Here is a 21,652-nt window from a genome sequence, read left to right as displayed (position 1 = left end):
GCATATAACGCGGCGCACAGGTTCTGATCTGTGGAGCGCCAAAGGGGGAGCTGGTCGAGTTGCTCGAAGCCGGGCAGCTCGACCAGCTCGCAGGTCTGCGGGATGGTCTCGGCGGGCTCGGGCTCGGGTGGCCGTACGGCATGGGCGGGGAGGGGCTCGGGGTGTCCGCGGTCGTAGCGGCGCCGCCAGGCGCATCGGCGGTTGGCGAGCCAGATGTGTTCGCGGTTGAGGGCGCTTTTGTCGTATCCGGCTGTCACAGATCGTTCCCAGGTTTGATGAAGATCGCCAGCTGTCGCCGTAAGTGAGGGCGCATGGCGGTTTGGATCTACCGGCGTAGCCGGTCGATCACCACGCGAGTGCTCTCACCAGACCGTCAGGTCACCGCTGAGGAGGCCGGAGGACAGGAAGTCGGGGGGTGGAGGGTCTGGGTCAGTGATGCAGCAGCCGGACGATGGCGACGATTCCGACCGCGACGATGAGGAAGCGCAGCACGGTGGGGCTGAGGCGGCGGCCTACTCTGGCCCCGATCAGGCCGCCGAGGGCGGAACCGATCGCGAGGAGTACGACGGCCGTCCAGTCGAAATCCGCTGAGAAGAGGAAGAAGAGCGCGGCGACGGTGTTGACGACGGCGACGAGGACGTTCCTGACGGCATTGAGGCGTTGCAGGGTCTCGTCGAGGAGCATGCCCATCAGGGACATGTAGATGATTCCCTGGGCGGCCGAGAAGTAGCCGCCGTAGACGCTGGCGAGGGTCAGCCCGACGAGAAGCAGCGGGCCGCCGTCGGGGTGGGGTGAACTGCTGGTGCGCTCGCGGCGCCGCCGCACGCTTTTGCTGATCCAGGGCTGGAGGAGGACCAGGACGAGGGCGAGACCTACCAGGGCGGGCACGATCCTCTCGAACCACGTGGCGGGCAGGGTCAGCAGGAGCATGGCGCCCGCGAGGCCGCCGAACAGGGCGCCGACGCTCATCTTCAGGATGCGCCGGCCCTGGCCGCTGAGCTCGGTGCGATAACCGATGGCCCCGCTGATGGAGCCGGGAATCAGGCCCAGCGTGTTGGAGACGGCGGCGGTGACAGGCGGCATGCCGGTGGTGAGCAGAACGGGAAAGGTGATCAGCGACCCGGAGCCGACGACGGTGTTGACGATGCCCGCGCCGATGCCCGCAGCGAAGACGGCGAGTATCTCCCACAGCGTCACTCGGTCGCTTCCCTCGCGGAATCGGCGTCCATGCCCGGCCAGCCGGCGCGCGAGGGCCATGCTTCGCGGCGTACCGGCCCAAGCGCCCTTGGAACCGGCGAGCCGGTGAGGAATCGTCCCGGTGGCTGGGGCCGATCGGTTACCGAGGACCACGACACGGGGGTGACGCCTGCCTCGGCCAGGGTGGGCGATTCCCTCTGGTGGGCGGTGTCCGGCGAGATTCTCACGGGGTCGAGGCTAGACCGGAAACACTTTGGTGCTCGGCGAAGTATTTCGAGGGGCGCTGGCCAGCTGAACCGTCCAGTGATCGTTTCGCCCTGGCCGTGCCGAATGCGCGCCGAGGTCGCAGAGTGCGGCGATTTTGATCAAGGAAAGTTGCTGTTCGAGAGCATGGTCGTGCCGAAGAGCATGGGGGCTGATAATTCCCGGGGTGCGGGGTTCTGGTCTCCCCCTTTGAATCCGTGCGCCGGACGTGTCACTGTCCGGCGGTGACGGGACGGCCGCGAACGGCTCCAACCCACTCGACGACGCATCCGGGTAGACCTTCCACGGCGTCCGCGGTCTGGAACCGTTCCGGCCGTGCTCGTTCCCGAGATGCGCCGGCGGGGGGTCAGGCGACCTTTGAGGAGGGGGCCTTCCAGGTGTTGCACGCGCCCGGTCCTCTTGATGTGTACCCCTGTTCGAACCAGTGGAGACGGTTGGCGGGCTTGCCGTACCAGTCGAATCTGCCGTACTCCTTCGGCGTCTCCGCCGTGAGGAGGGGCTTCCAGTTCTTGGCCGAGCGTCCCAGGATCTTCATGGACACCCCGCCCAGGCAGTCGGCCTGTAGGTAGAAGCGGTGCGTCTGCTCGTCGCCACCGTCCTTCTCGTCACCGGCCGGTAACGCCCACCAGGCCTCGCTGATGCCTGCCTGCCCCTGGACGACTCCGGCGTACGCGCGCGTGACCTCGACGAGGATGGCCTGGTCGGACTTGGCCTTGATCCAGTCGGAACCGAGCTGCACCTGGATGGAGCCGTGGCAGGTGGCGGCAAAGGAGCCGGCCACCTCCAGGCCGGTGAGGCAGAGGCCGCCCTCGGCCTTGGTCTTGACACTCACCCCGGCCGGGACGAAGTCCTTGACGGTCTTGCGCCAGGCGGAGTTCAGGCAGCCGACGATCTTGTTGAGGTATCTCGTCGTGGAGGCCTTGGTGGTGCCCTTGGTCACCTTGCAGGAGATGGCGGGGAGGCGGCCCTGTTTGTAGAGCGGGTTGTGGGTCAGCTCGGGAGCCCCAACGATGGGACCGGCGGAAGCGGAAGCGGTAACCGTGCTGGCCGTACCGGTAAATAATAGGACGAACACCCCAAAAGCGGTCGCCGATGTGCGAATCATCATGAAGAATGATCATAGGTGCGGGCATGACGCGGGGGACGTCTCATTATCCGACCGTTATCGTCCGGTGCGCTGCGACGACCTTTCGCTTTCATCAAATTCGGCCGAGGAGTCATCGGAGATTCGGACGACTACACCGTGAGTCGGTCATCGTCAGTTGTCGAAGTCGCCGGTCTTGATGCCGTGTACGAAGGTGCCCCACTCGATGGGGGTGAAAAGCAGGTTGGGGCCTTCAGGGTCCTTGCTGTCGCGGACCGCGACCACTCCAGGCAGGTTGGCGGCCACCTCAACGCACTGGCCACCATTTCCGCCGGAGCGCGACGACTTACGCCATACCGCAGCGCTCAGGTCCATTCCAGTCTCACATCCTCGATCATTTTGAGGGACATGTGCTCAGGATAGGCCCAGAGTCGGATCGTCTCATAGCGCTTCCAGATGGCGGTCACGGAATCATGATCAGTCGTGACGTGCCCCTCGTCCGATGAGTCCACGTGGATGGCGTCCGGTTGCCCATGCGGAAGTTCGGCAATCATGAATGCGCCCATCAGGCCGGTCAGGCATTCAGGACTGACGACCTGAATGGAGATGGTCGACCTCTGGGTGATCTCCAGTAGATGGCCGAGTTGCTCGTGCATCACCTTGGCTCCACCGACCTTACGGCGTAGCACGCCTGCGTCGATGAGCATGAGGAGCGAGAAAGGGGTGTCCCGATCGAGGGTTTGCTGCCGCTGTATGCGGGTTTGGACTCGTCCTTCAACCTCCTCTGGGGTCGTCTGAGGTTCCTGGCTGAAGATGTGCCGAGCATAGGACTCCGTCTGGAGGAGGCCGGGGATGAGGAGGGGGTCCCAAGAACGTAGGACGAGGGCGGTCGGCTCGATCTCCTCGACCCAGCTCTGAAACCAGATCGGGCCGCCGGGCTGGGCGAGGATGCGCTGGCGGAGCCGGACGAAGGCGTTGCCGTCGGCCGTCGCGAAGAGCCGGTCCAGCTTCTCGGCGTCGGACTTCGACGGGGTGCGACTGGCGCCCTCCAGGCGGCTTACCTGGGTCTGCGTGCACCCCAGCCGGGAGGCCACGGAGGACTGTGAGAGCTGCGCGGCCTCCCGTAACCGGCGCATCTCGGCACCGAACTGCACGCGAGGGGATCCAGGGTCGAGGGGCGGCACACCTTCCATCGCATTTCCTCCCGATTTAGAAAAAGCGGACTTAGCGGTCGGCCGGTAATATCGAATCCAATCCGGGTAGACCAACGACTGTCATCATCCGCTCTAACCTCGATTGCCGATCCGGTAGTCAGTCGACTACTGATGAGGCATTCTAGGTATAGAAATCCTCCTCGCGAAAGCGTTGGAAAGAAAGCGGTCAACCGATTTTCAGTCGGAGGCGAATCGGGCCGGGTGTGAGTGAGGCGGCGCTCTTTCGGTCTTCGACCGTAAACATCGGAAGGCATTTGAGAGGTGGGACTATGACGGCAAGTGAGCCGCCGGTAGCACGGATCGTGACTCCGGCCCGCAAGCACATGCCCTTGCCCTGGCTGATGACGGCGGTAGGAGTGACCTGGCAACTGCCCTTGGCTGACGAACGAGTATGGGAAGGGTGTGGCGAAGGCGGGCCGGGTGGGTAAAGATTGGTACGTCCCGGCGTCTACTACCCCCCGGAGGTCCCAAATGCGTTTCATCCGGCTGCTGATCGTAGGTTTGGCGCTGGCGATGATGTCATCGGGATGTGCCTCCGAACCCACCCTGGATAAGGCGGTAGCGGAGCTGCAGAAGGACACGCAACGCCTGGAGGTCGACAGCATCTTCAAGAACCCGCTCAATAAACTACGCATCCTGCAGCGTCCTGATAAGGACATTCCTTGTGCCAAGGGAAAATTCAAGCGAGTATTGCGAGCTACAGCTGACTACGAGCGTAGAGCTTCCAATATGGATAGTCATCTTGACTTGGCTCAAGGGTTGATGGAGAGCACGCTTTCCCGGATTCTTGGATACAAGCTGGAGTATGACCTCAGTCAGATAGATGTTGAGGAGGGGCGGTTCATTTACGGCACGAAGGAGGATCCGGAGATCAAAGTGAGCGTATTTGTGACTCCCGATGCTCCCACTTGGCGGCTGCGTGCGGTGACCGCCTGCCTGCCGCATTAACGAATTCGACTCATTCCCAGAGGTCTATCTCTTCCTTGGGGCGTTCGTTGGCTTGATGAGTTGAGGCACTTTCAGCCTTGTAATCGAGATTTCTGTTACTGTCCATCCAGCGTTCGTAGGGTGTCAGTTTCTCCTGTAGTACCTGCTCCCAGTTTTTACCGCCTCTGGCTTCCTGTTTCGCCTCGGCCACGAATTCGTCATATGTCTTAAGATTTCCGGTTCTCCTGTTGACGATTTCGGCAGGGGGATCGCTAGCTGGATAGTCGGCATCGTGGAGGAGACGAGCCATGTCGTATTTCAGGCGCAGAACAAAGTCGGCCCGAGCCTCGGTGGCTTTCTCTACTTGTGTCTCGACGGTATCGGCTACCTTGTCAAGGCCGGTGCTGACGCCAAACGTCTTGATTAACTCCCATGTGGCTATGGCGCCCCTACTCGTCGGGGAAATTCCGTCGATTCCGAAGGAGACGGTATTCTTGGCGATATCGAGAACCATTTCGTTGATGGCGTCCTGCTCTCCGCGCACATCCAGAGTCGCCTTGAACTCTAGGCCAGCCAGGTCACCAAACATTTTTGAGGTTTGTTCGAAGTGACTCTGCTCTGCTTGCGCATCCAGACGAGCCGCCGCCGTCAACGTGTCGTAACGGAACTGGGCTGCCGTCGCGTCGAAGTCGTCGGTGAGCCGTTTGTCTCCAACAAAGGTCTTCAGGAAGCGAAAGGTGTCGCCCGGGCTGAGGTAGAATGTCGGGGGTCCGGGAGGAAGGAGAACCCAGTTCTCCGGGACCCCCGTTCCGGAGGTGCGATAGACGGCCTTATCGAAGCGGGCGCCCGAGGCCAGTTCGTGGATGTACGACTTCGCGATCACGCTCATGGAGTCCCAGCCGATCATCGGCAGGTCGTCGCCGAAGGAGCCTGCGACCTTTATCGCATCCAAAGCGAAAGCCGCTGCCTCCGGGCTGTGTTGACCGGCCTTCTCGGTGGTGACTTCGCTGCCCGCCTCCATCGCCCGGCCGAAGGCTTCAACAACCTCGTCCCCATTGCCCGTCCCCTTGGCGTAGTCGAGGAACAGCTTCATCTTGTCGGGGCGACTCAGTTTGACGTCGGCCCCGCCCATCTTGGCGAACGCGTCCCGCACTGCCGCGCCGTCCCCGGTGAGGACTTCCAGCCCCATGGCGACCAGGTCTTCGGGCAGGTCGTACGCCTTCGTCTCGGCGGGTCCGCCGGCGCGCCAGTCCTGCCGGGGCTTCTTCGCGAATTCGTCCAGGGTCAGTGCGCGGGCCGCCGCGCTGCGGACGGACGAGGGGGCGTTCGCGCCCTTGAGCAGCGCGAGCCGGTTCCAGGCGGCGACCTTGCTGTCGGCCGGTTTCACCAGGTCGTCCCTGACTTTGGCGAACGCTGGAACGAGGGTGGGGGCGTTCAGAGCCGCGCCGAGGGCTTTGCTGAAGGCGGCCAGGTCCTGCTTTGCGGTCTTGCTGCCGGTGACCGCGATGAGGTTGGGCAGGCTGTCGCGGACCTTCGGGGACAGCAGGGCGAAGAAGGCGGCGGCGGCCTGGGGGTTCTCGGCGAGTTTGGCGATCTTGTCAGCGTGCTCGTGGATGAGCTTGGCCTGCGGCTCACCGCCGAAGTTCACGAAGATGTCCTCGCCGTACATCCTGGCCAGGCCCTGGGCGACCTCGAAGTCCTTCAGCTCGTCGGGGAGGCGGACGAGCCCCCGCTGGCCCGCCGCCAGCGAGATCGCGCCACCCGCCCTGCCCAGCTCCGGGGCGCCGTTGCCCAGGGTGTTGATCAGGTCGATCCGGTCGTGGAGCATGGAAACCTGGGTCCGGCCCCAGTCGGCGATGTCGGCGATCTCTCGCAGCGCGGGGACGCTGATCCCGTTCTGGCCGAGTTTCCTGTCGAACTCCTCGCGGAACGCGGTCAGCCGGTCGGCGGCGCCGCCCAGGGACGCGGCGAGCGTCCCCATCTCCTCGGGGTCGATGCCGCAGAACTCGGCGGTTGGTGCCATGGAACGGTCCCCCTCCTGGTCATGGCGGTCATGTGCGTCCGGCCATATCCCGGCGCATGGCGTTCGCCTCGGCCTCGGTCACCAGCGGAGGGTGGCGGCGCAGCTCCTCCTCGACCGCGTCCACCACGCGCTGAGCGAGCCGCCCCAGCCGCTGGTGCCGCTCTCCCAGCTCGGTGACCCAGGTGGTGGCCGTCGGCCCCGTCCAGACCTTTCCCGACTGCATCGCCCCCAGGGCGCGCTGGTATGCCTGCCGTACCTCGTGTGCCCGCTCCTCGGCCTCCACGAGCAGTTGCCTCAACCGCTCATGCCGGGGACTGGGCACCATCCGCTCGGCCACGCCGCCCCCGTCCTCTCCTGGCCCCTGATGGAAGAGAAAGTCGAATACCACAGTAGGTATTGATCATCTATGCCGACAAGGCCCGGAGGGCGCCGACATCGCGTTTCGGTCGCTGTATCCGTATCCATGGGCACGAGAGCCGACAGGCCGACATATCGGCCATTCCATCTCATGCCAAACCGACTACTTCACCCAACAGCAACGGGGTAACGAGTGACACCGTTCGAAGCGCACATCGACGCGATAGAGAACGTCGCGAAAGCCATGATATGGGCGTGTTTTATGGCCACTTTCGTGTTGCTCCTCACCGGTCAGGTGAACGGGGCCATGGCCGGTGTGATCGCCGCTTGGATATCCCGAGCCACGTTTTATCACATCAAGGAGACCCGGGCACGCTAGGACGACAAGGCCGCCGAAGAACGAGAGCTACGGCGTGAGCGGAGCAGCAGCGTGCGAACCGTGAACGGGAGCTGCGTCTCCAGATCCGGCGGCTGCAGCGGACGGAGGGCCGTGGCGACGGGCCACGAGGCATGCTGCTACAGAGAAAGCTTCAGAGGAAGTGGGTCACGTGGCCTCCAGGGCGTCGCGAGCGGCCATGAGGGCGAAGCCGAGCAGGTTCAGGCCCCGCCACGTGGCGGGGGAGGCGGCGCGTTCGTCGTCGGCGGCGAGCCCGATGCCCCAGATCCGGTCGACGGGGCTGGCTTCGACCAGGACGCGGGAGCGAGTGCCGAGCAGGAAGTCCTTCAGCCCGGGGTGCTCGCCGAACTTGGCGATGTTGCCGCGCACCACGATCTCGTAGCGGTGCTCGTCCCACGCGGCCCCGTCGAAGCCGCGGACCTCGCGGCCGAGCTTCTTGGCCTCGCCTGGGTGCTCGGCGGCGAGGATCCGCGCGGCGGTCTCGCCGTCGCCGAACAGCCACGCCTTGTGCGCCATCATGTAGTGCTCGGCCGACCGGAAGTCGTGCCCCTCCGAGGTGAAGGCGGCCTCCCACCACTGGCTGAGACACCCGGCGCCGACCCCGCCGTCACGCGGCGGCCGGTGGCCCCAGAAGAACAGGTAACGCAACCGCTCGCCGTCCCGCTCGGCGGCGACGGCCTCGGCGACCGAGCGGGGCGCTCTGATGAGATCGGACACCGGTACACCGTGTCACGGATGGCCGTCGGACGGCCACCGGGTTAGCGGCTCGACGGAACGGCGGCGGCCGGAGGCCGAGGTGTGAGCACGGTCGCGCCTTCTCTCGGGTTCTCAGGTTCCGGGCTCCCCGTGAGAGATCGAAGTCCATTGAGGAGATTGTTTCTCGCGATCCCGGTTGCCTCCCGGCGACGGGGACGCGGCGCCCGTCACGGGTGGTCGAGCGAGGGCGTGAAGGAGACGGGACCGCCGGAGGTGTGGACGGTCACCTTTCCCTCGGAGAGAGTGACCTCCGGGTCTCCGGTGCCCGGGACGACCAGGGTGAGCAGGGAGGTGGCCGGAGGGGAGAGCACCGTCGCCGTGTCCGCCTTCCTGAGGTAGCCGGTCGAGATCTCGCAGGCCCGCACCTCCTGGCCGCCGACCGGCCGGAGGGAGGGCATCGCGAGTTGCAGCAGCGTCGCCCGCCAGTTCCCGTCGGCCAGCACCACCCTGCCGTCGCGGTTGGAGACCACCCTGAGCGACGGGCCGAGGTGCCACAGGTTGCGCAGAGCCGACCCGGCCGGGACCGTGTCCAGTACGGCCATCAGGTCGGCGCCGTGACAGACCAGGACCGAGCGCGTGCGGCCGACACCGTACGCGTCGTCGGTGAGTGTGTAGGACTGGCGGGTGCGGCCCACGAACGAGCTCACGAGACGTGTCGCCGTACCCTCACGGAAGGCGGTGCCCACGACGACGGGAACGTTGTGCGCCTCGGGGGAGGCCGTCCACTTCCGGTAGGCCGTTCTCTCGTAGGAGTGGAAGCCCGCCTCCACCAGGATGTCCCGGCCGTGGGCGTGATATGTGACGCCCAGATGGTCCTCATGGCCGTGCAGGCGGCGGCCGGGGCCGAACCTGATCGAGTAGTAGGCGGATTCCGGGTCGTCCCACGCGGTCCTGCCGAAGACGTAGCCGCCGTCGAACACCTTCACCGTGCCCTCCCCGTGCGGGAAACCCCCGGGGCGTGTGTCGGCCGGGCTGTCACCGATCGGCACCAGGCGGCCGTCGGGCTGGGTGGCATGGCTGACGTACGTCTCCAGCGATGTCCGCCGCGCGGCGAGACCGGCGGGGATCTCGGCCCCGCACCTCTCGATCGCCTCCATGGCAGTCCCCAGCCGCCGGTGAACGTAGACGCCGTACCTCGGAGCCTGCTCGTGCAGCGCCCCCTGCGCGTCGATGGAGAGTTCCGCCGACTCGGCCATCCGCCGGATGGCCAGGTCCTTCCACCGTTCCCGCCGGAGACGGCAGCCGATCGCCAGCAGCGCGATGTCCTGGTCCAAGCCGTGGTTGTGGCCCCGGCGGTAGAGCGCGGGGTCGGACAGGATCCCGGCGTGCTCGACCAGGCTGTCGGACAGCCAGGTGGCACGCACGTGCGCGCTGAGGCAGACCAGGACCGGCGCGCGCAGCGCGACCGGGTGCTCGGCCCAGGCCCAGGGGCTGACATCGGCCCCGCCGCGCGGGTTCTTCCTGACCCAGTCACCGGCGATCTCCACGGCCCGGGTGAGGTACTCCCGCCTCCCCGACCGCTCGTACTCACCGACCAGCCGTCCCACCCATCTCATCGCGTGAAGGTTCAGCGCCCAGGAACGGTTGCGGTACGGGTCGAGGCGCCAGTCGATGTCCCGGCCCAGGTCGACGGGGGGCAGGCCGACGAACGTGACCCGGCCCCGCATGACCTCGGCCACCTTGATCGCTGGGAACCGCCCGGCGGGGTAGACGACCGGGCCGTCCTCGGTCGCGAGGGAGAACGGGGCAGGACGGTTCGCGATCAGGCTCAGGGCCCTGCGAGCGTGTTGAAACAAGTGATTGCTCCAAAGGCGGTACGGGCGTCTTCGCGCGCCCGTGGACCGTGCGTCGGGAGGGGTGTGGCCGGACGAGGGCGGCCGGGGCCCGAGGTCCGCCGGTCTCGGCTGATGCGGACTTCGCGAACCGGCCGGGATGGTCCGCGGGCTGGCCGGGATGGTTCGCGGGCTCCGCGGACGGTCCCGGGAGGGCCTGCGGACTCTGCGGGCTCCGCGGACTGACGGGGAAGGCTGGTGGACATGGCCGGGCCACAGGTGCCCGGGGACGATGACCGGCCAGGCCGCCATGACTTGGAGACGAGGGGCGGCCCGGCCTGGAGAGGGCGGACGGATTACGGGAGTGCGGAGACGACGGCCGGTTCGGTGAGGGCGGACGGGCTACGGGAGTGCGATGGCTAGCCCGGAGATGGCAAGCGGGTTACGGGAGTGCGGGTGGGGTGGGCCTGTCGTTCGTCCAGCCCGCCTCCAGGACCACCTCGACCTCGTCCTCCACGGCCCCCGGCCCGCCCGTGTCGGTCGAGGACAGCACCCGGGAGCTGGCGACGTCGATGATCAGCGTCCGCTGGACGGGGACGGCCGGGGAGGTCCGTACGGTGAAGGAGAACGCGGCCCCCTTCCTGCCCCGCTCGTCCGTCGCCGTACCCAGGTAGCGGACGTTCGGCAGCTCCGCCAGTGCCCGGTAGGCGGCCGCCCGCACCTCGGGCGATGACGGCTTACTCCACAGCAGGCCGCTGAGCGCGTCCGCCAGGACACCGCCGTCAGGGCCGTCCGGCGCGCCTCGCACCATCCCGGAGATCCGGTCCTTCAGGACGGTGGGGTCGGCCGGGAGCTCCCGGATCTGCTCGAAGGTCATGCCGCGACCGGCCACGCTGAAAGCCGCCCTGCCGGTGACGGCCCTGAGCAGGCCCTCGCCCGGCGACGAGGACAGCACTCCTTCCTCGCGCTGCGACGGGCCTCGTGAGGGCCCCTGCGAGGGGTGCTGCGAAGGACCTTGCGCAGGCTCCTGCGACGGGCCTCGCGACGGGTTCCGCGATGAGTCCTGCGACAGATCCCGCGACAAGCCTCGTGACGGATCTCGTGACGGATCTCGTGACGGATCTCGTGACGGATCCCGTGACGGATTCCGCGACGGGCTCCATGACGGGGTCACGCCCGTCCATTCGGTGGGAGACCCGTCACGGCGCCACGCCTCCGTGTCGGCCTCGTTCCCCGGGCGCGCCCCCAGCGCCCGGGAACCGGCCCAGATCCTGCCGTCCCTGGCGGACCACTGCTCGGTGATCCACGACTCCACCACCCGGTAGCGGTTCTCGCCCCTCCCCAGCGGCTCCGGGTGCGTCCTGCGGTGCAGCTTCCTGACGCGCCAGTACGTGCCCGTCGTCGCGGGATCCGCCTCCGCCCTGGTCGCCGCCGCGAGGAGGACCGACCGTCCGGAGATCTCCGGGGTCCGGCTCCCGGTCATCACCGGAACGACCACCGCCACGGCCACGACCACCACGGCAGTGGCGAGCCCGGTCACCGCGACCGTCCACGGCGACCGGCGACGGCGACGGCGACGGGATTCGGCCTCCAGCCGCTCGAACACCCTGGCCTTGAGGAACGGGTCGGCCTGCGGCTCGCCGTACAGCTCACGGACCCTCTCCAGCTCATCCACGATCGGTCTCCCCGGGTTCGAGCATGGGATTGGTACCACCCAGCGCGGTGCGCAGCTTTCTCCTGGCCCGGTTCAGGCGTGACCCGACGGTTCCGTACGGGATGCCCAGGGCGCTGGAGATCTCCTCGTGGCTGAGCCCGGCCAGGGCCACGAGGAGCAGGACGTCGCGGTCTCGCCGGTGGAGCCCCGCCAGGGCCGTCGCCAGGCTCGGCCGCAGGCTTTCCGCGCTGACCCGCGCCGCGACCCGTTCCTCGTGCCCGGGGAAGTCGGGATCCGGGCCGTGGCGCCCGAGCGCGCGCAGCGTGCGCACCTCGACGCGACGCTGCTTGCCGATGAGGTTGGTCGCGATGCCGTACAACCACGCCCGCACACCGGCACGCGACGGGTCGTAGAGCGCCCGTTTGCGGAACGCGGTGAGAAACGTCTCCGCCACGACGTCCTCCGCGCTGTCGGCGCCGAGCCGCTGGGCGACATAGCGGTGGATCTCGTGGAAGTGAAGGTCGAAGATCGCGCTGAACCGCTCCGACTCGACGAGGGAGAGCCGGACGACCTCGGCGTCGTCCGCCGGACGAGCGGTCCAGGACATCGTGGTCACGATGGTCTTCCCGTCATGTGCAACCCTTCGGACGCGATCGGCGGTCACCCTTCATCACCCGATCCGCCAATGTGCTTTCACGCACGACGTTCCCGCACAACGATCACGGACGACGGTCACGGACCACGGGCCCACCGACGCGCCTCCCTCCTCAGCCGTCGATGTCCGCGATCGGCGACGCCAGCTGGTCGTCGAGGGCCCTGGCGTGCCGGAAGACGTGGCTGCGGCCCTTGCGCGCGGCGAGCTCGGCCAGTGCGGGGATCCGTCCCCGCGCCTGTGCCCAGCGGGCGATGCGGGCCGTCCGGGCGACCAGGTCGGCGTGGGCAGGCGTGGGGCGGCTGCCGGGGGCGGGGAGCAGGGAGGGCAGCGCCGCGGCGAGGATTCGCCACATCTCACGGTAGGTCCCGTCCGCGGCTTCGGCCTCCAGGACGCTCACCAGGAGCTTCGGTGTGATCTCGCCCCTGACCACCCGCTGCGCGAGCTCCGCGCCGATCTCCTCGGCGGGGAGGTCTCCGGCGGCGGCCATCTGCCGGAGGGCGGTGGACGCGGAGGGGCCGTTGTCGTGGGCGAACGGCCTGGGGAAGATCCGGTGGGCGAACAGGACGGCGACGGCCCGCCCGGCGGGTCCCTCCGCGGCGGCGAGGTCGACCAGGCGCGACGAGTCCATCGCCGCGCTCCAGCCGGGCACCGGCTGGTGCGGGACGAGGTGGGCGGCGACCACCTCCCGATGGGAGGGCAGGACGGCGGCCCACCATTCCATCAACCCGCCGAGGTGCCCGCCCCCCATGAAATTGACGTGCCGGGGCTGGTCGGCGAGCAGCTCGTCGACCAGCGGCAGGCCGGTGGGCTCGGCCTGGACGGTGCAGGCCATCCAGACGCGCGAACCGAGCCCGTCGTCCTCTCCTGACCGGGTCACCCGCACGACGGGGTCGGGCAGCCCACCCTCGGCCATCCAGCGGGCCGCCCGGCGACCCGCCTCCGACCTCAGCGCCTTCGCCCGTACGGTCACCGCCGGGTCGACGCGGCGGGGCAGCCTGAGCAGCGCTTGCTGGAGGTCGGCGGGCAGCGGTGTCGCACCGGCCGCCTCCAGGGTCTCCAGCCTGGACACCAGCTCGGCCGGGTCGAGCAGGCCGTTGGACAGGCTCGGCGTGGCGAGCAGCAGCGGCGGCAGGGTCCGGGCCCGCAGCGCGTTGAGGATCTCCGCGTGCCGGAGCAGGACGAAGCGGTGCAGCGGCGAGGCCTGCCTGCGCTCCGGCAGGTGGCCGGCCTCCTCGTACGCGACAGGCGCAAGCCCACGCTCGCGGCGGGCCCGGTTGACGAACGCGATACGGCCGGTCTCGTACGTCCGCCCGGGGTCGGCCAGCTCGGCCGCGAAGGCGATCATCCAGTCGCCGTGCTCCCGCCACTCGTTCGAGCGCAGCGACTCCTCATCGCGTGTGACGAGTGGCGTCAGGGCGGCGCGCAGCGACTCCCTGTCCCGCGCGACCAGCCGGACGAAGGCGGACAGGCGGCGTTCGGCCGCCTGCCAGCCGTCGCGCGAATACATGTCGGCCAGCTGACCCGGCGTGTCCGGCGGCGCGATGACCGGGACGGGACGGCGAGGGGCGGGCGGTCGCCGTGGCACGAAGACCTCCTCGGGCTCGGGTTCGGGCACCGGCGTGGGGTCGGGCTCCTCGACGCGCTCGCCGCCGACGGCCGAGGCCAGCCGGTTGTGCAGGTCGGGGGTGAGCGTGCCCATGGCGCCGCGGAGGGTCTCGGCGCCGAGTGGGGTGAGGTGCGCGGCGTGCCGGACCACGAGGCGCACGGCCCTTTCCCGCACGGCCCGCGCCTCGTGGCCGAACGCCGTGGCCAGGGCGGGAGCCAGCGCGTCGGTCAGGTCCGGTGACCGCCGCACGGACTCCTCCAGCCAGGCCAGACCGGTGCGCACCAGCCCGCCCTCCGGGCGGAACAGCAGCCCTTCCAGGGCCTCCACCACGTCCGCCGGATCGAGGCCGTCCAACCGGCGTACGTGCTTCAGCGACAGCTCGGCCACCTGGCCGGGCGCGGTGGGCAGGAGCCGCAGGTAGTCGACGGCGTGCGGTTCGATCTCGGCCGGAGTGGGGTCGAGCAGCTCGTGCAGGCGCGCGAAGAACCGCAGGTCGGGGCCTTCGCCGCCGCGCAGTAAGCGGCTCCGGCAGCCGTCGAGCAGCAGTTCGCGCGGCACCCGGCCCTCGGCCGCGAGGGCGCGGAGGGTGCGGAGCCAGGGGGTGGTGCCGCTCGGACCGGATCGCTCGTCGCGCAGTGCCCGGCCGACGCCCTCGGCCTCGAAGAGCCGCGGCAGCAGGTGGTCGAGCAGCGGATCGGCCCGCAGCTCGTCGCGCCTGGCGTCCCGGGACACCCACCCCACCACGAGCGGGTCGTGCGCGGGCGGGGTGGCGCCGGTACGGCGGAGCAGGGCGAGCGCGAGCGGCAGGTTCCGGTCACGAGGGGCGCGGCGGCGCCGGGGACGGAGCCGGAGCGCGACCCGTACGGCGAGGTCGGCCTGCCACGCGGCGGGCCGCGAGGCGATCACTTCGAGCAGCGGCTCGATCTCGTCGGCCATCCGGCCGCCGGCGAGGTCCCAGCGCTCGAACTCCCTGCGGTTGATCCACGTCACCACGGCCACGGCGCCACCGATCGTGCCCGCGCCCGCGACCCGCATCGGCTCGATCCAGCCGTCGCCCCCGGAGGCACCCTCCCACGCGTCGTGGTCGTTCCAGGTCATGGGCCATGCCCGCTGGTACTGGTCCTCGGAGATCTCCCCGGTGTCACGCCACCGCAGGAGCTCCTCCTGCCGGTCCCGCCGCGCCCGGTCGAGCCTGGCCTCGTGCTCCGCCAGCGACCGCTGCTCCCTCTCCTGGAGCACCATGACATATCCGGGCAGCTCGCGCGCCACCTCACGCCGCCCGGCGTCGTCGAGCGCCGTCACGGTCCTCACGATCCCGGCCACGTCGCCGGTGTCGATGAGCGCGCGCACCCCGTCCCAGACGGTCGGCCGGACGTCCTTCGCTTCCATGGCGTGAATCTCCAACATCAGGTCTTCGGTCAGGTGGCGAGATCCTGGCAGGGGCCGCCGACAATTCCGCTGGAGCAGGCGCCTCTCGTGCGCCGGACGGTGGACGACCGGCATGATCACCATCGCGTCGGCCGACGCCGATAATGGGGCGTGCCCTTCACCCTGAGCCACACCGCCGCGATCCTGCCGCTGCGGCACCGGCTGCCCCCCTCGGCACTGGCGGTCGGCGCGATGGTGCCCGACCTGCTGTACTACCTGCCGCTGCCCTTCTCCTCGAAGACCACCCACGGCTGGCTGGGCGCCGTGCTGGTGGACCTGCCCGTGGGAGTCGCGGTGCTCGTCGTCTTCCACCTGCTGCTGCGCGCGCCGCTGACGGCGCTGGCCCCGGACGGGTTGCGCGCGCGGCTGCCCGTCCGGGCGCCGTCCGGGCGCGGGGTCGCGGTGGTGGCCGCGCTGCTGACCGGCGTCGCCACGCACCTGGTGTGGGACGGGTTCACCCAGGTGGGGGGCTTCGCCGTGGTGCACTGGCCGGTGATGCGCGTATCGGTCGTCGGGGCGCACCGGGTGTTCAACGTGGTGATGTACGTCAGCTCGCTGGGCGGGCTCGTGGTCCTGGCAGGCTGGTTCGTCCTGTGGTACCTGCGCGCCGCCGTACGACCGGAACCCCGGCCCGGTGTGACGGGACGGTCACGTGGATGGGTCCTGGCCGCCGGGACGGTCGCCGCGATCGCCGGCGCGGTCATCCTGGGGAGCGGTGACCGTGCCGCGGTGAGCCTGTACGACCTGGTGCGCTGCGTGATCCTGGGCGGGACGGTCGGGTTCGGCGCCGTCCTGCTCTGCTACGCGGTCACGTGGCACGTGTGGCCGGCATCGCGTTCCCGGACGGGCGCACTCCCGCCGGGCACGCCCTCGTCAGACCGCGCCAGGACGAGCGAGAGCGACGTTTCCCGGGGATGATCCGAGTTCGTGAACCCGGGGGTCTCGACGGGCTCGGCCTGCATGAGCAGCAGCACCCCCGAGGCGCGGGTGAGCCTGGCGGTGGCGAACGCGGTGTCGGTCCAGTCGAGCGCGGTGGCCTCGCGCGCCTCGAACTCGGCTTTCCGCGGCTCGGGACGGTCCCCGCCGGGCAACTGGGCCCACAGGGCCAGGTCGTTGTCGCTGCCGACGACGTGCACTGCGGCGAAGACGACGCGCTCACGCGTGAAGAGCGCGTTCTCGCGGTAGTCACGGTGGCGCCGATCGACGGCCTGGGTCAGGACCGGCATCGAGTGGCGGCCGGGAGTGCGGCCGGGAACCGGGAAGAACACCCGGCGGAGCGCGTCGAGGCGCTCGGTGGGCAGATAACCCCCTGCTGCGGTGCGGTGGCAGTCGGTCCAGTCGTTGTCGCCGGGGGTCAGCACGAACGGGTCGTCGAAGGTGCCGAACAGTCCGGCCAGATCGGCGAGGCGCGCGTCGTCACAGGTGGAGGAACCGTCCTTGATGTCACCCGCGTGCGGTACGAAGCGCACGTCCCGGTCGGCGTTGACGGCCTTGACGAGGACGGGGAACCCGGCGCGCTGCGCGTCGCCGTACGGTGTGTCGCCGGGCAGGGCGAAGGTCACGGCGGGACCGCGGCCCGTCTGGGTCTCGGCGGTGGACGGAAGGACACCGGCGGCCAGCGAGGCCGCCATAACGGCTGCCACGAACAGGGGTTTACGCATGAGCGATTCTCAGCGGCCCTCTGCCGTCGGCCGATGAAGTCGATCCGGCCAGTCAGGGAAACCCGGCCGACGAGTCCGGCCGGACTGCGGCTCCGGTCGCGCCGAGGAGGCGCTCCTCAATGTCCTCCCGCTCCGGCTCCCGATCTTCGGCGAGGGTGTCGGGCGGCGGTGGCGGGGTACCCCGTTCAGGGGAAAACTCCAGCTCACGGTGCTCGATCGGCTCGGAAAGGACACGGACCACGCCTCCGGGGCGTCCCGGTCACACCGGGTGCGGAAAGCGTGTCGTCGCCCGCGACGGCTTCGGTCACGACCTGGCTGATCCGTTGACGGAGGACCCGCGTGGGATCGGCTGACGGAGGACCCGCGTGGGGCCGGCCGGGGGCGGACCGCACCGTACCGCCGATGACGCCGGAGGTTTCGCGTACGGCACCGGGAGCGAGAGCCCCGGGTGCCACGCTCATGGCTGACGGCGGTGCCCGGAGGCGTCCGCGGCGGTCGGGGGAGAACCGGTGCGGTCGGAGTATGAGGGAGAAGGGGATGTTGGGATGTGCCGTCTGTTTGGCTTGAGCAGCGCGCCTCGGCGTACGTGTGCCACCTTCTGGCTCCTGGACGCGCCGGACAGCGTCAGTGAGCAGAGCCGCCATTATCCCGACGGGATCGGTCTGGGGTATTTCGACATCGACGGCACCCCGAAAGTGCACAAAGCCCCCGTCGCCGCCTACCAGGACCGGTGTTTCGCCGAGGAGGCGAAGGAGACGGTGTCCGCCACCTTCGTGGCCCACGTGCGTTTCGCCTCCACCGGCGGCCTGGAGGAACGCAACACGCATCCCTTCCTGCAAGACGGGCGGCTTTTCGCCCACAATGGCGTGATCGAGGGGTTGGACGACCTCGACGCGGAGCTGGGCGAGTATCGGGAACTGGTCGAGGGGGAGACCGACTCCGAGCGTTTCTTCGCGCTGATCACCCGTGAGACCAGGGCACGCGGCGGTGACGTCGCCGCCGGTATCGAGGCCGCCGCCCGCTGGGTCGCCGAGAACCTGCCCGTCTACGCCCTCAACCTGGTCCTCACCACCCCGCAGGACCTGTGGGCGCTGCGCTACCCCGACACCCACGGGCTGTATGTGCTCCGGCGCGCCGCCGGTGGGTGCCACGGTGGCCGGCACCTCGACCAGAGCGGCACCGACGGCCGCATCCGCGTCCGCTCCCGCGACCTGGCCGATGTCCCCGCCCTCGTGGTCGCCAGCGAACGCATGGACGACCATCCCGACTGGTGCCTGATGGAGCCCGGCGAGCTGCTCCACCTCGGACCGGGCCTCAGCCCCACCCGCCGGATCATCCTGCCCGACGAGCCCGCGCACCGGTTGCGCCTCGCCGACCTGCGCCCCGAGGCCGCCGTCTCGCAGCAGGCCGTCTGACATCACACCCCGCGATATTCGGATCGGACCGCCTGACCGAACCGCCGGACCGGGTCATCGGACCGGACTGTCGGATCGAGCCGAGGTGATCGGGCCGAGGTCGCGCGGCGTCAGGCCCGAGGCCGCCGGAGCGGACGCTCAGAGGAGCGGGCGGGAAGGAGAGCGCGCCAGGTTGGCGGGATCACCGCACGGACGGGCCGCTCTCCCGGTGACGGTGATCACGGGTGTGGCTGTGGTGGTAACGGGCAGCGAGCGGGGGTGCCGGGGTCCCGGCCGTCGGCCCATGTTCCCTCAGGCATTCCCGCACGCTTTCCCGTACGCCTTCCCGTGCGTTTTCGTCGCGGAGGCTGTCCGGAATTCCAGGTCCTGCGGGAGAACGCGCATCACGCGGCCTGGGAGGACGTCTGGTGAGCCGTCGTCCCGGCGGGGTCGATCACGATGCCGGTGACGTCCAGATCTTCGATCAGGTGCCGGAGCGCGGGCTCGGTGAGCCGGATCCAGCGCTGGCCGGTGCCGAGCGCCTTGGTCAGGCGCATCGGCGAGGAGAAGGCGGCTGCCGTCCTCCTGCCCGAATCGGTCCTGAACAGGCGCAGCGACGTGCTGAAGGCGCCTTCACGGACCGGTACGTATAACGGGACTTCCGACATTACTTCCTCCTGATGAGAACTCGTACGAAAGCGACGTTATCTCCTTTTGGCTGCTTTTCGGTGCGATCTCTACGGGAATCAGACGGTGATGGCGGAGGCGCTGACGCCATGTTGACGCTCCGCGCACCGCTGTCCGGGACCTGGGGGAGACGGTCGCCTCCGGTCGGGGACGGCGCGGGGGCGGGCTCACCGGCCTGCCGGTCGTCCTGTCCGGATCCGGCCATCCGGCCATGTGGCCCGGCCGGATGGGGGCGTACGGACCATGACGGGTGAAGCGGGGGTTCTCCACGGCCCCTCCGGTGAAGAACCTGGTTCGCCGGTTGTGCTCGGGGCTGGGCTCGGCCGTCGCGCTGGGCTCTGCCATCGTTGACGCCAATCGATCCGACCGATTTACCAGTAAAAATGCTTGTTTTATGAGCTGTGGCGCCAATAGTGGTTGATTTCCCATTCGCAGGACGGCCGGTCTTCGTGGCGGGAATGCTCGCGGACTGGAAAAGTCGAAGTCGGGAAGGGGGTATTGATTTTTGACACCCTTTGCTCGGGGGTGACTTTATGGTGAAAGAGTGGGCGTCAACACTGATATCCGTGGAAATGTTGACCTTGTCTGGCGAGAAACCAATATTCAGGGTCATCGACTGTGTCGGTGCCCGCTGCTAGTGTTTTGCTCGGCTGGCGGATTGGTTCGACCGACGATTTACGCTTATCGGCGTAATTCGCGTTTCTCTGGTTGAGGAGGTCTCTCATTTCTGTTCTGGATGATGACGACTCCGGACTCCGGACGGACGCGGGAAACGTCAGGACCGGCCCTTTCCCCTCCTCGGGGATCGAGTCGACCTACAACGAGCTCGTGGCGCTGATGGGTGAGACCGTGCGGCCCGACCGGCACCACGACCGCCGGACGAGGCCCCACGACGACGCGTCGATCCTGGAGGCCACGGAGCGGATGACCGACTTCGTGGTGGCCAGGCTGGGGGTGGGCCGGGGCTCCCGGGTGCTGGACGTCGGCTGCGGCAACGGCCGCCCGGCGGTGCGCCTGGCCCGGACCCTGGGTGCGCGGGTCGTGGCGATCGACATCGACGGAGAGGCGCTGCGCGACGGAGCCGAGCACGCCGCGGCGCAGGGCATGGCCGAGATGGTGCGGTTCCGGCGCGCCGACGCGCTGGACCTGCCGTTCGCCGACGCCTCGTTCGACGCGGTGCTGGCCTTCGACGTCACCCCGCACCTCGACGTCGCCGCCCTCTACCGGAGCGTCGCCAGGGTCCTACGACCGGGGGGCCGCCTGGTGGTCGAGACGCCCTACCCACGGGTTCCGATGACGGAGGAGATCCGCGAGCGCATCGGCCCCTGCCCGGCCGCGCCGAGCGCCGTATCGAGCGCTGTGTCAGGCGCCCTGTCGCTCGACGCGCCGGAAGACCACCTGTCGGCGGCGCGGCGGGCCGGAATGACCGCCACGGAGCTCGTCGACATCACCGAGAGCGTGCGTGACTCCTTCTCCCGGCTCACGCGCGGGCCGGGGGAGCGCGGGGCACGGCCGGAGGCCGGGTGCGGGGCGTCCGGCACCGCGCGACCGCCCGCCACCTTCGCCGCGTGGGCGGACGCCGCCGAGGTCGGCGGGGTCGTCATGACCTTCACCAGGATGGACAGGATGGAGCAGTGACATGACGGATGTGACGGTCATCGGGACCGGCCTGATCGGTTCCGCGATCGTACGGGCCTGCGCCGACTCCGGCCTGGAGGTCTCGGTCTGGAACCGTACGCCCGAACGCCCGGCGAGGCTCGCGGGAAGGGACGTCCACCTCCGCGCGACGGCGGCCGAGGCGATCGAGGCCTCCCCGATCGTGCTGCTGTGCCTCCTCGACTACGAGATCACCCACGCGGTCCTCGACGAGGCCGCGGCCGACCTCTCCGGCAGGCTCGTCGTCCAGAGCGCCAGCGGCGTTCCCGACGACGTCGACCCCCTGCGGAAGCGGGTGGAGGCCGCCGGAGGCAGATACCTGGAGGCCGCGATCCTCAACTACCCGGACGCCATCGGCACCGAAGACTGCTTCACCGTCTACGGCGGGGCGGCCGAGGACTTCAAGGAGCTGGCGGGAGTGACCGAGGCGCTGTCCGGCAAGCAGGTGCGCCTGGGCCCCGACCCCGCCTACGCCAAGGCGTACCACGTCGTCTCCAGCGCCTTCTACTACGCGTTCGTCAACGGTTTCCTCGAGTGCTCGGCCATCGCGGAGAGCATGGGCGTCCCCCTCAACGACTTCGCGGAGTCCGTGCCGCTCTACGACCCCGGTTTCCAGAACACGATCGGCGTCGGCCTCGGCCTCATCGCGCGCCGCGACTACACCTTCGAGCAGGCTCCGCTGACCTCACACCTGAACGTCCTCAACAACCTGGCGGTCATCGCGGAGCGGGCGGGGATCGACCACTCCTACCTCGGTGTGATGCGCGAGCGCGTGCTCAGGGCGATGGACCAGGGCTACCGGCGCGAGCACGTGGCGGTGCTCACCGAGCAGTTCCGCAGCCGCCGAGCGGTCCTTCACAACCGCTGAGGAGAAGCACACACGGGTTCGAACCGGTTGGCGGCGCGGCCGTGCCGCTGGA

Annotated in this window: 18 protein-coding genes; 5 read left to right on the top strand and 13 right to left on the bottom strand. The window is 68.9% G+C overall.

The annotated features are described in order from the left end of the window. Positions 1-429 precede the first annotated feature (429 nt). The 4 genes from ABD817_RS09365 to ABD817_RS09350 form a co-directional block, all read right to left on the bottom strand. Entirely contained in the window at positions 430-1,257 is an 828-nt protein-coding gene (locus ABD817_RS09365; protein WP_425583299.1) for a sulfite exporter TauE/SafE family protein, read from the bottom strand. 550 nt (positions 1,258-1,807) lie between these two features. Beyond that, positions 1,808-2,569 (bottom strand): neutral zinc metallopeptidase, encoded by a 762-nt coding sequence (locus ABD817_RS09360; RefSeq protein WP_344917097.1) that lies wholly within the window; start codon positions 2,567-2,569, stop codon positions 1,808-1,810. 150 nt (positions 2,570-2,719) lie between these two features. Next, positions 2,720-2,920, bottom strand: a complete 201-nt coding sequence (locus tag ABD817_RS09355) for a DUF397 domain-containing protein (protein WP_344917094.1) — start codon at positions 2,918-2,920, stop codon at positions 2,720-2,722. Continuing rightward, the gene (locus ABD817_RS09350; protein WP_344917091.1) at positions 2,911-3,738 is read right to left on the bottom strand and encodes a helix-turn-helix domain-containing protein; all 828 of its coding nucleotides are present in this window, start codon (positions 3,736-3,738) and stop codon (positions 2,911-2,913) included. The genes ABD817_RS09355 and ABD817_RS09350 overlap by 10 nt, the downstream gene beginning before the upstream one ends. 492 nt (positions 3,739-4,230) lie before the next feature. Here ABD817_RS09350 and ABD817_RS09345 point away from each other — a divergent pair, with 492 nt between their 5' ends. Beyond that, a complete protein-coding gene (locus ABD817_RS09345; protein ID WP_344917088.1) occupies positions 4,231-4,707 on the top strand; it encodes a hypothetical protein in 477 nt (158 codons plus the stop codon). A gap of 10 nt (positions 4,708-4,717) precedes the next feature. Here ABD817_RS09345 and ABD817_RS09340 read toward each other — a convergent pair whose 3' ends face one another. The 7 genes from ABD817_RS09340 to ABD817_RS09310 form a co-directional block, all read right to left on the bottom strand. Next, positions 4,718-6,709 (bottom strand): hypothetical protein, encoded by a 1,992-nt coding sequence (locus tag ABD817_RS09340; RefSeq protein WP_344917086.1) that lies wholly within the window; start codon positions 6,707-6,709, stop codon positions 4,718-4,720. Positions 6,710-6,737: 28 nt separating this feature from the next. After that, entirely contained in the window at positions 6,738-7,046 is a 309-nt protein-coding gene (locus tag ABD817_RS09335) for a hypothetical protein (RefSeq protein WP_344917083.1), read from the bottom strand. Positions 7,047-7,610: 564 nt separating this feature from the next. Next, positions 7,611-8,180, bottom strand: coding sequence for a riboflavin biosynthesis intermediates N-glycosidase (ybiA, locus tag ABD817_RS09330; RefSeq protein WP_344917081.1), 570 nt, complete (start codon positions 8,178-8,180; stop codon positions 7,611-7,613). A 206-nt stretch (positions 8,181-8,386) separates the two neighbouring features. Beyond that, positions 8,387-10,015 (bottom strand): heparinase II/III family protein, encoded by a 1,629-nt coding sequence (locus ABD817_RS09325; protein ID WP_344917079.1) that lies wholly within the window; start codon positions 10,013-10,015, stop codon positions 8,387-8,389. A gap of 418 nt (positions 10,016-10,433) precedes the next feature. Further along, entirely contained in the window at positions 10,434-11,666 is a 1,233-nt protein-coding gene (locus ABD817_RS09320; RefSeq protein ID WP_344917077.1) for a hypothetical protein, read from the bottom strand. After that, entirely contained in the window at positions 11,659-12,252 is a 594-nt protein-coding gene (locus tag ABD817_RS09315) for an RNA polymerase sigma factor (protein WP_344917076.1), read from the bottom strand. The genes ABD817_RS09320 and ABD817_RS09315 overlap by 8 nt, the downstream gene beginning before the upstream one ends. Before the next feature lie 160 nt (positions 12,253-12,412). Continuing rightward, positions 12,413-15,295, bottom strand: coding sequence for a DUF7824 domain-containing protein (locus ABD817_RS09310; RefSeq protein WP_344917074.1), 2,883 nt, complete (start codon positions 15,293-15,295; stop codon positions 12,413-12,415). Positions 15,296-15,445: 150 nt separating this feature from the next. Here ABD817_RS09310 and ABD817_RS09305 point away from each other — a divergent pair, with 150 nt between their 5' ends. Beyond that, positions 15,446-16,252: a DUF4184 family protein gene (locus tag ABD817_RS09305; protein ID WP_344917072.1), complete on the top strand. Its 807-nt coding sequence runs from the start codon at positions 15,446-15,448 to the stop codon at positions 16,250-16,252. Here the strand turns inward: ABD817_RS09305 and ABD817_RS09300 are convergent. Beyond that, positions 16,135-16,995 carry a hypothetical protein gene (locus ABD817_RS09300; protein WP_344917070.1) on the bottom strand — a complete coding sequence of 287 codons (861 nt, stop codon included), beginning with the start codon at positions 16,993-16,995 and terminating at the stop codon, positions 16,135-16,137. The two genes, ABD817_RS09305 and ABD817_RS09300, sit on opposite strands and share 118 nt — an antisense overlap. Positions 16,996-17,540: 545 nt before the next feature. Between ABD817_RS09300 and ABD817_RS09295 the strand changes: the two genes are divergently transcribed. Next, positions 17,541-18,410: a class II glutamine amidotransferase gene (locus ABD817_RS09295; RefSeq protein WP_344917068.1), complete on the top strand. Its 870-nt coding sequence runs from the start codon at positions 17,541-17,543 to the stop codon at positions 18,408-18,410. Between the two features lie 383 nt (positions 18,411-18,793). On the opposite strand, the gene ABD817_RS09290 is transcribed toward ABD817_RS09295, so the two are convergent. Further along, entirely contained in the window at positions 18,794-19,057 is a 264-nt protein-coding gene (locus ABD817_RS09290) for an SAV_915 family protein (protein ID WP_344917066.1), read from the bottom strand. An 856-nt stretch (positions 19,058-19,913) separates the two neighbouring features. Here ABD817_RS09290 and ABD817_RS09285 point away from each other — a divergent pair. Both ABD817_RS09285 and ABD817_RS09280 read left to right on the top strand, forming a co-directional pair. Continuing rightward, positions 19,914-20,714, top strand: coding sequence for an SAM-dependent methyltransferase (locus ABD817_RS09285; RefSeq protein ID WP_344917269.1), 801 nt, complete (start codon positions 19,914-19,916; stop codon positions 20,712-20,714). A 1-nt stretch (position 20,715) separates the two neighbouring features. Beyond that, positions 20,716-21,600 (top strand): NAD(P)-dependent oxidoreductase, encoded by an 885-nt coding sequence (locus ABD817_RS09280; protein ID WP_344917064.1) that lies wholly within the window; start codon positions 20,716-20,718, stop codon positions 21,598-21,600. The last annotated feature ends 52 nt before the right edge of the window (positions 21,601-21,652 follow it).

The sequence above is a fragment of the Streptosporangium oxazolinicum genome (assembly GCF_039537505.1).
Taxonomy (GTDB): domain Bacteria; phylum Actinomycetota; class Actinomycetes; order Streptosporangiales; family Streptosporangiaceae; genus Streptosporangium; species Streptosporangium oxazolinicum.
The sequence above is the reverse complement of the archived record's forward strand: the minus strand, read 5'-3'. Positions and strand labels throughout refer to the sequence as shown.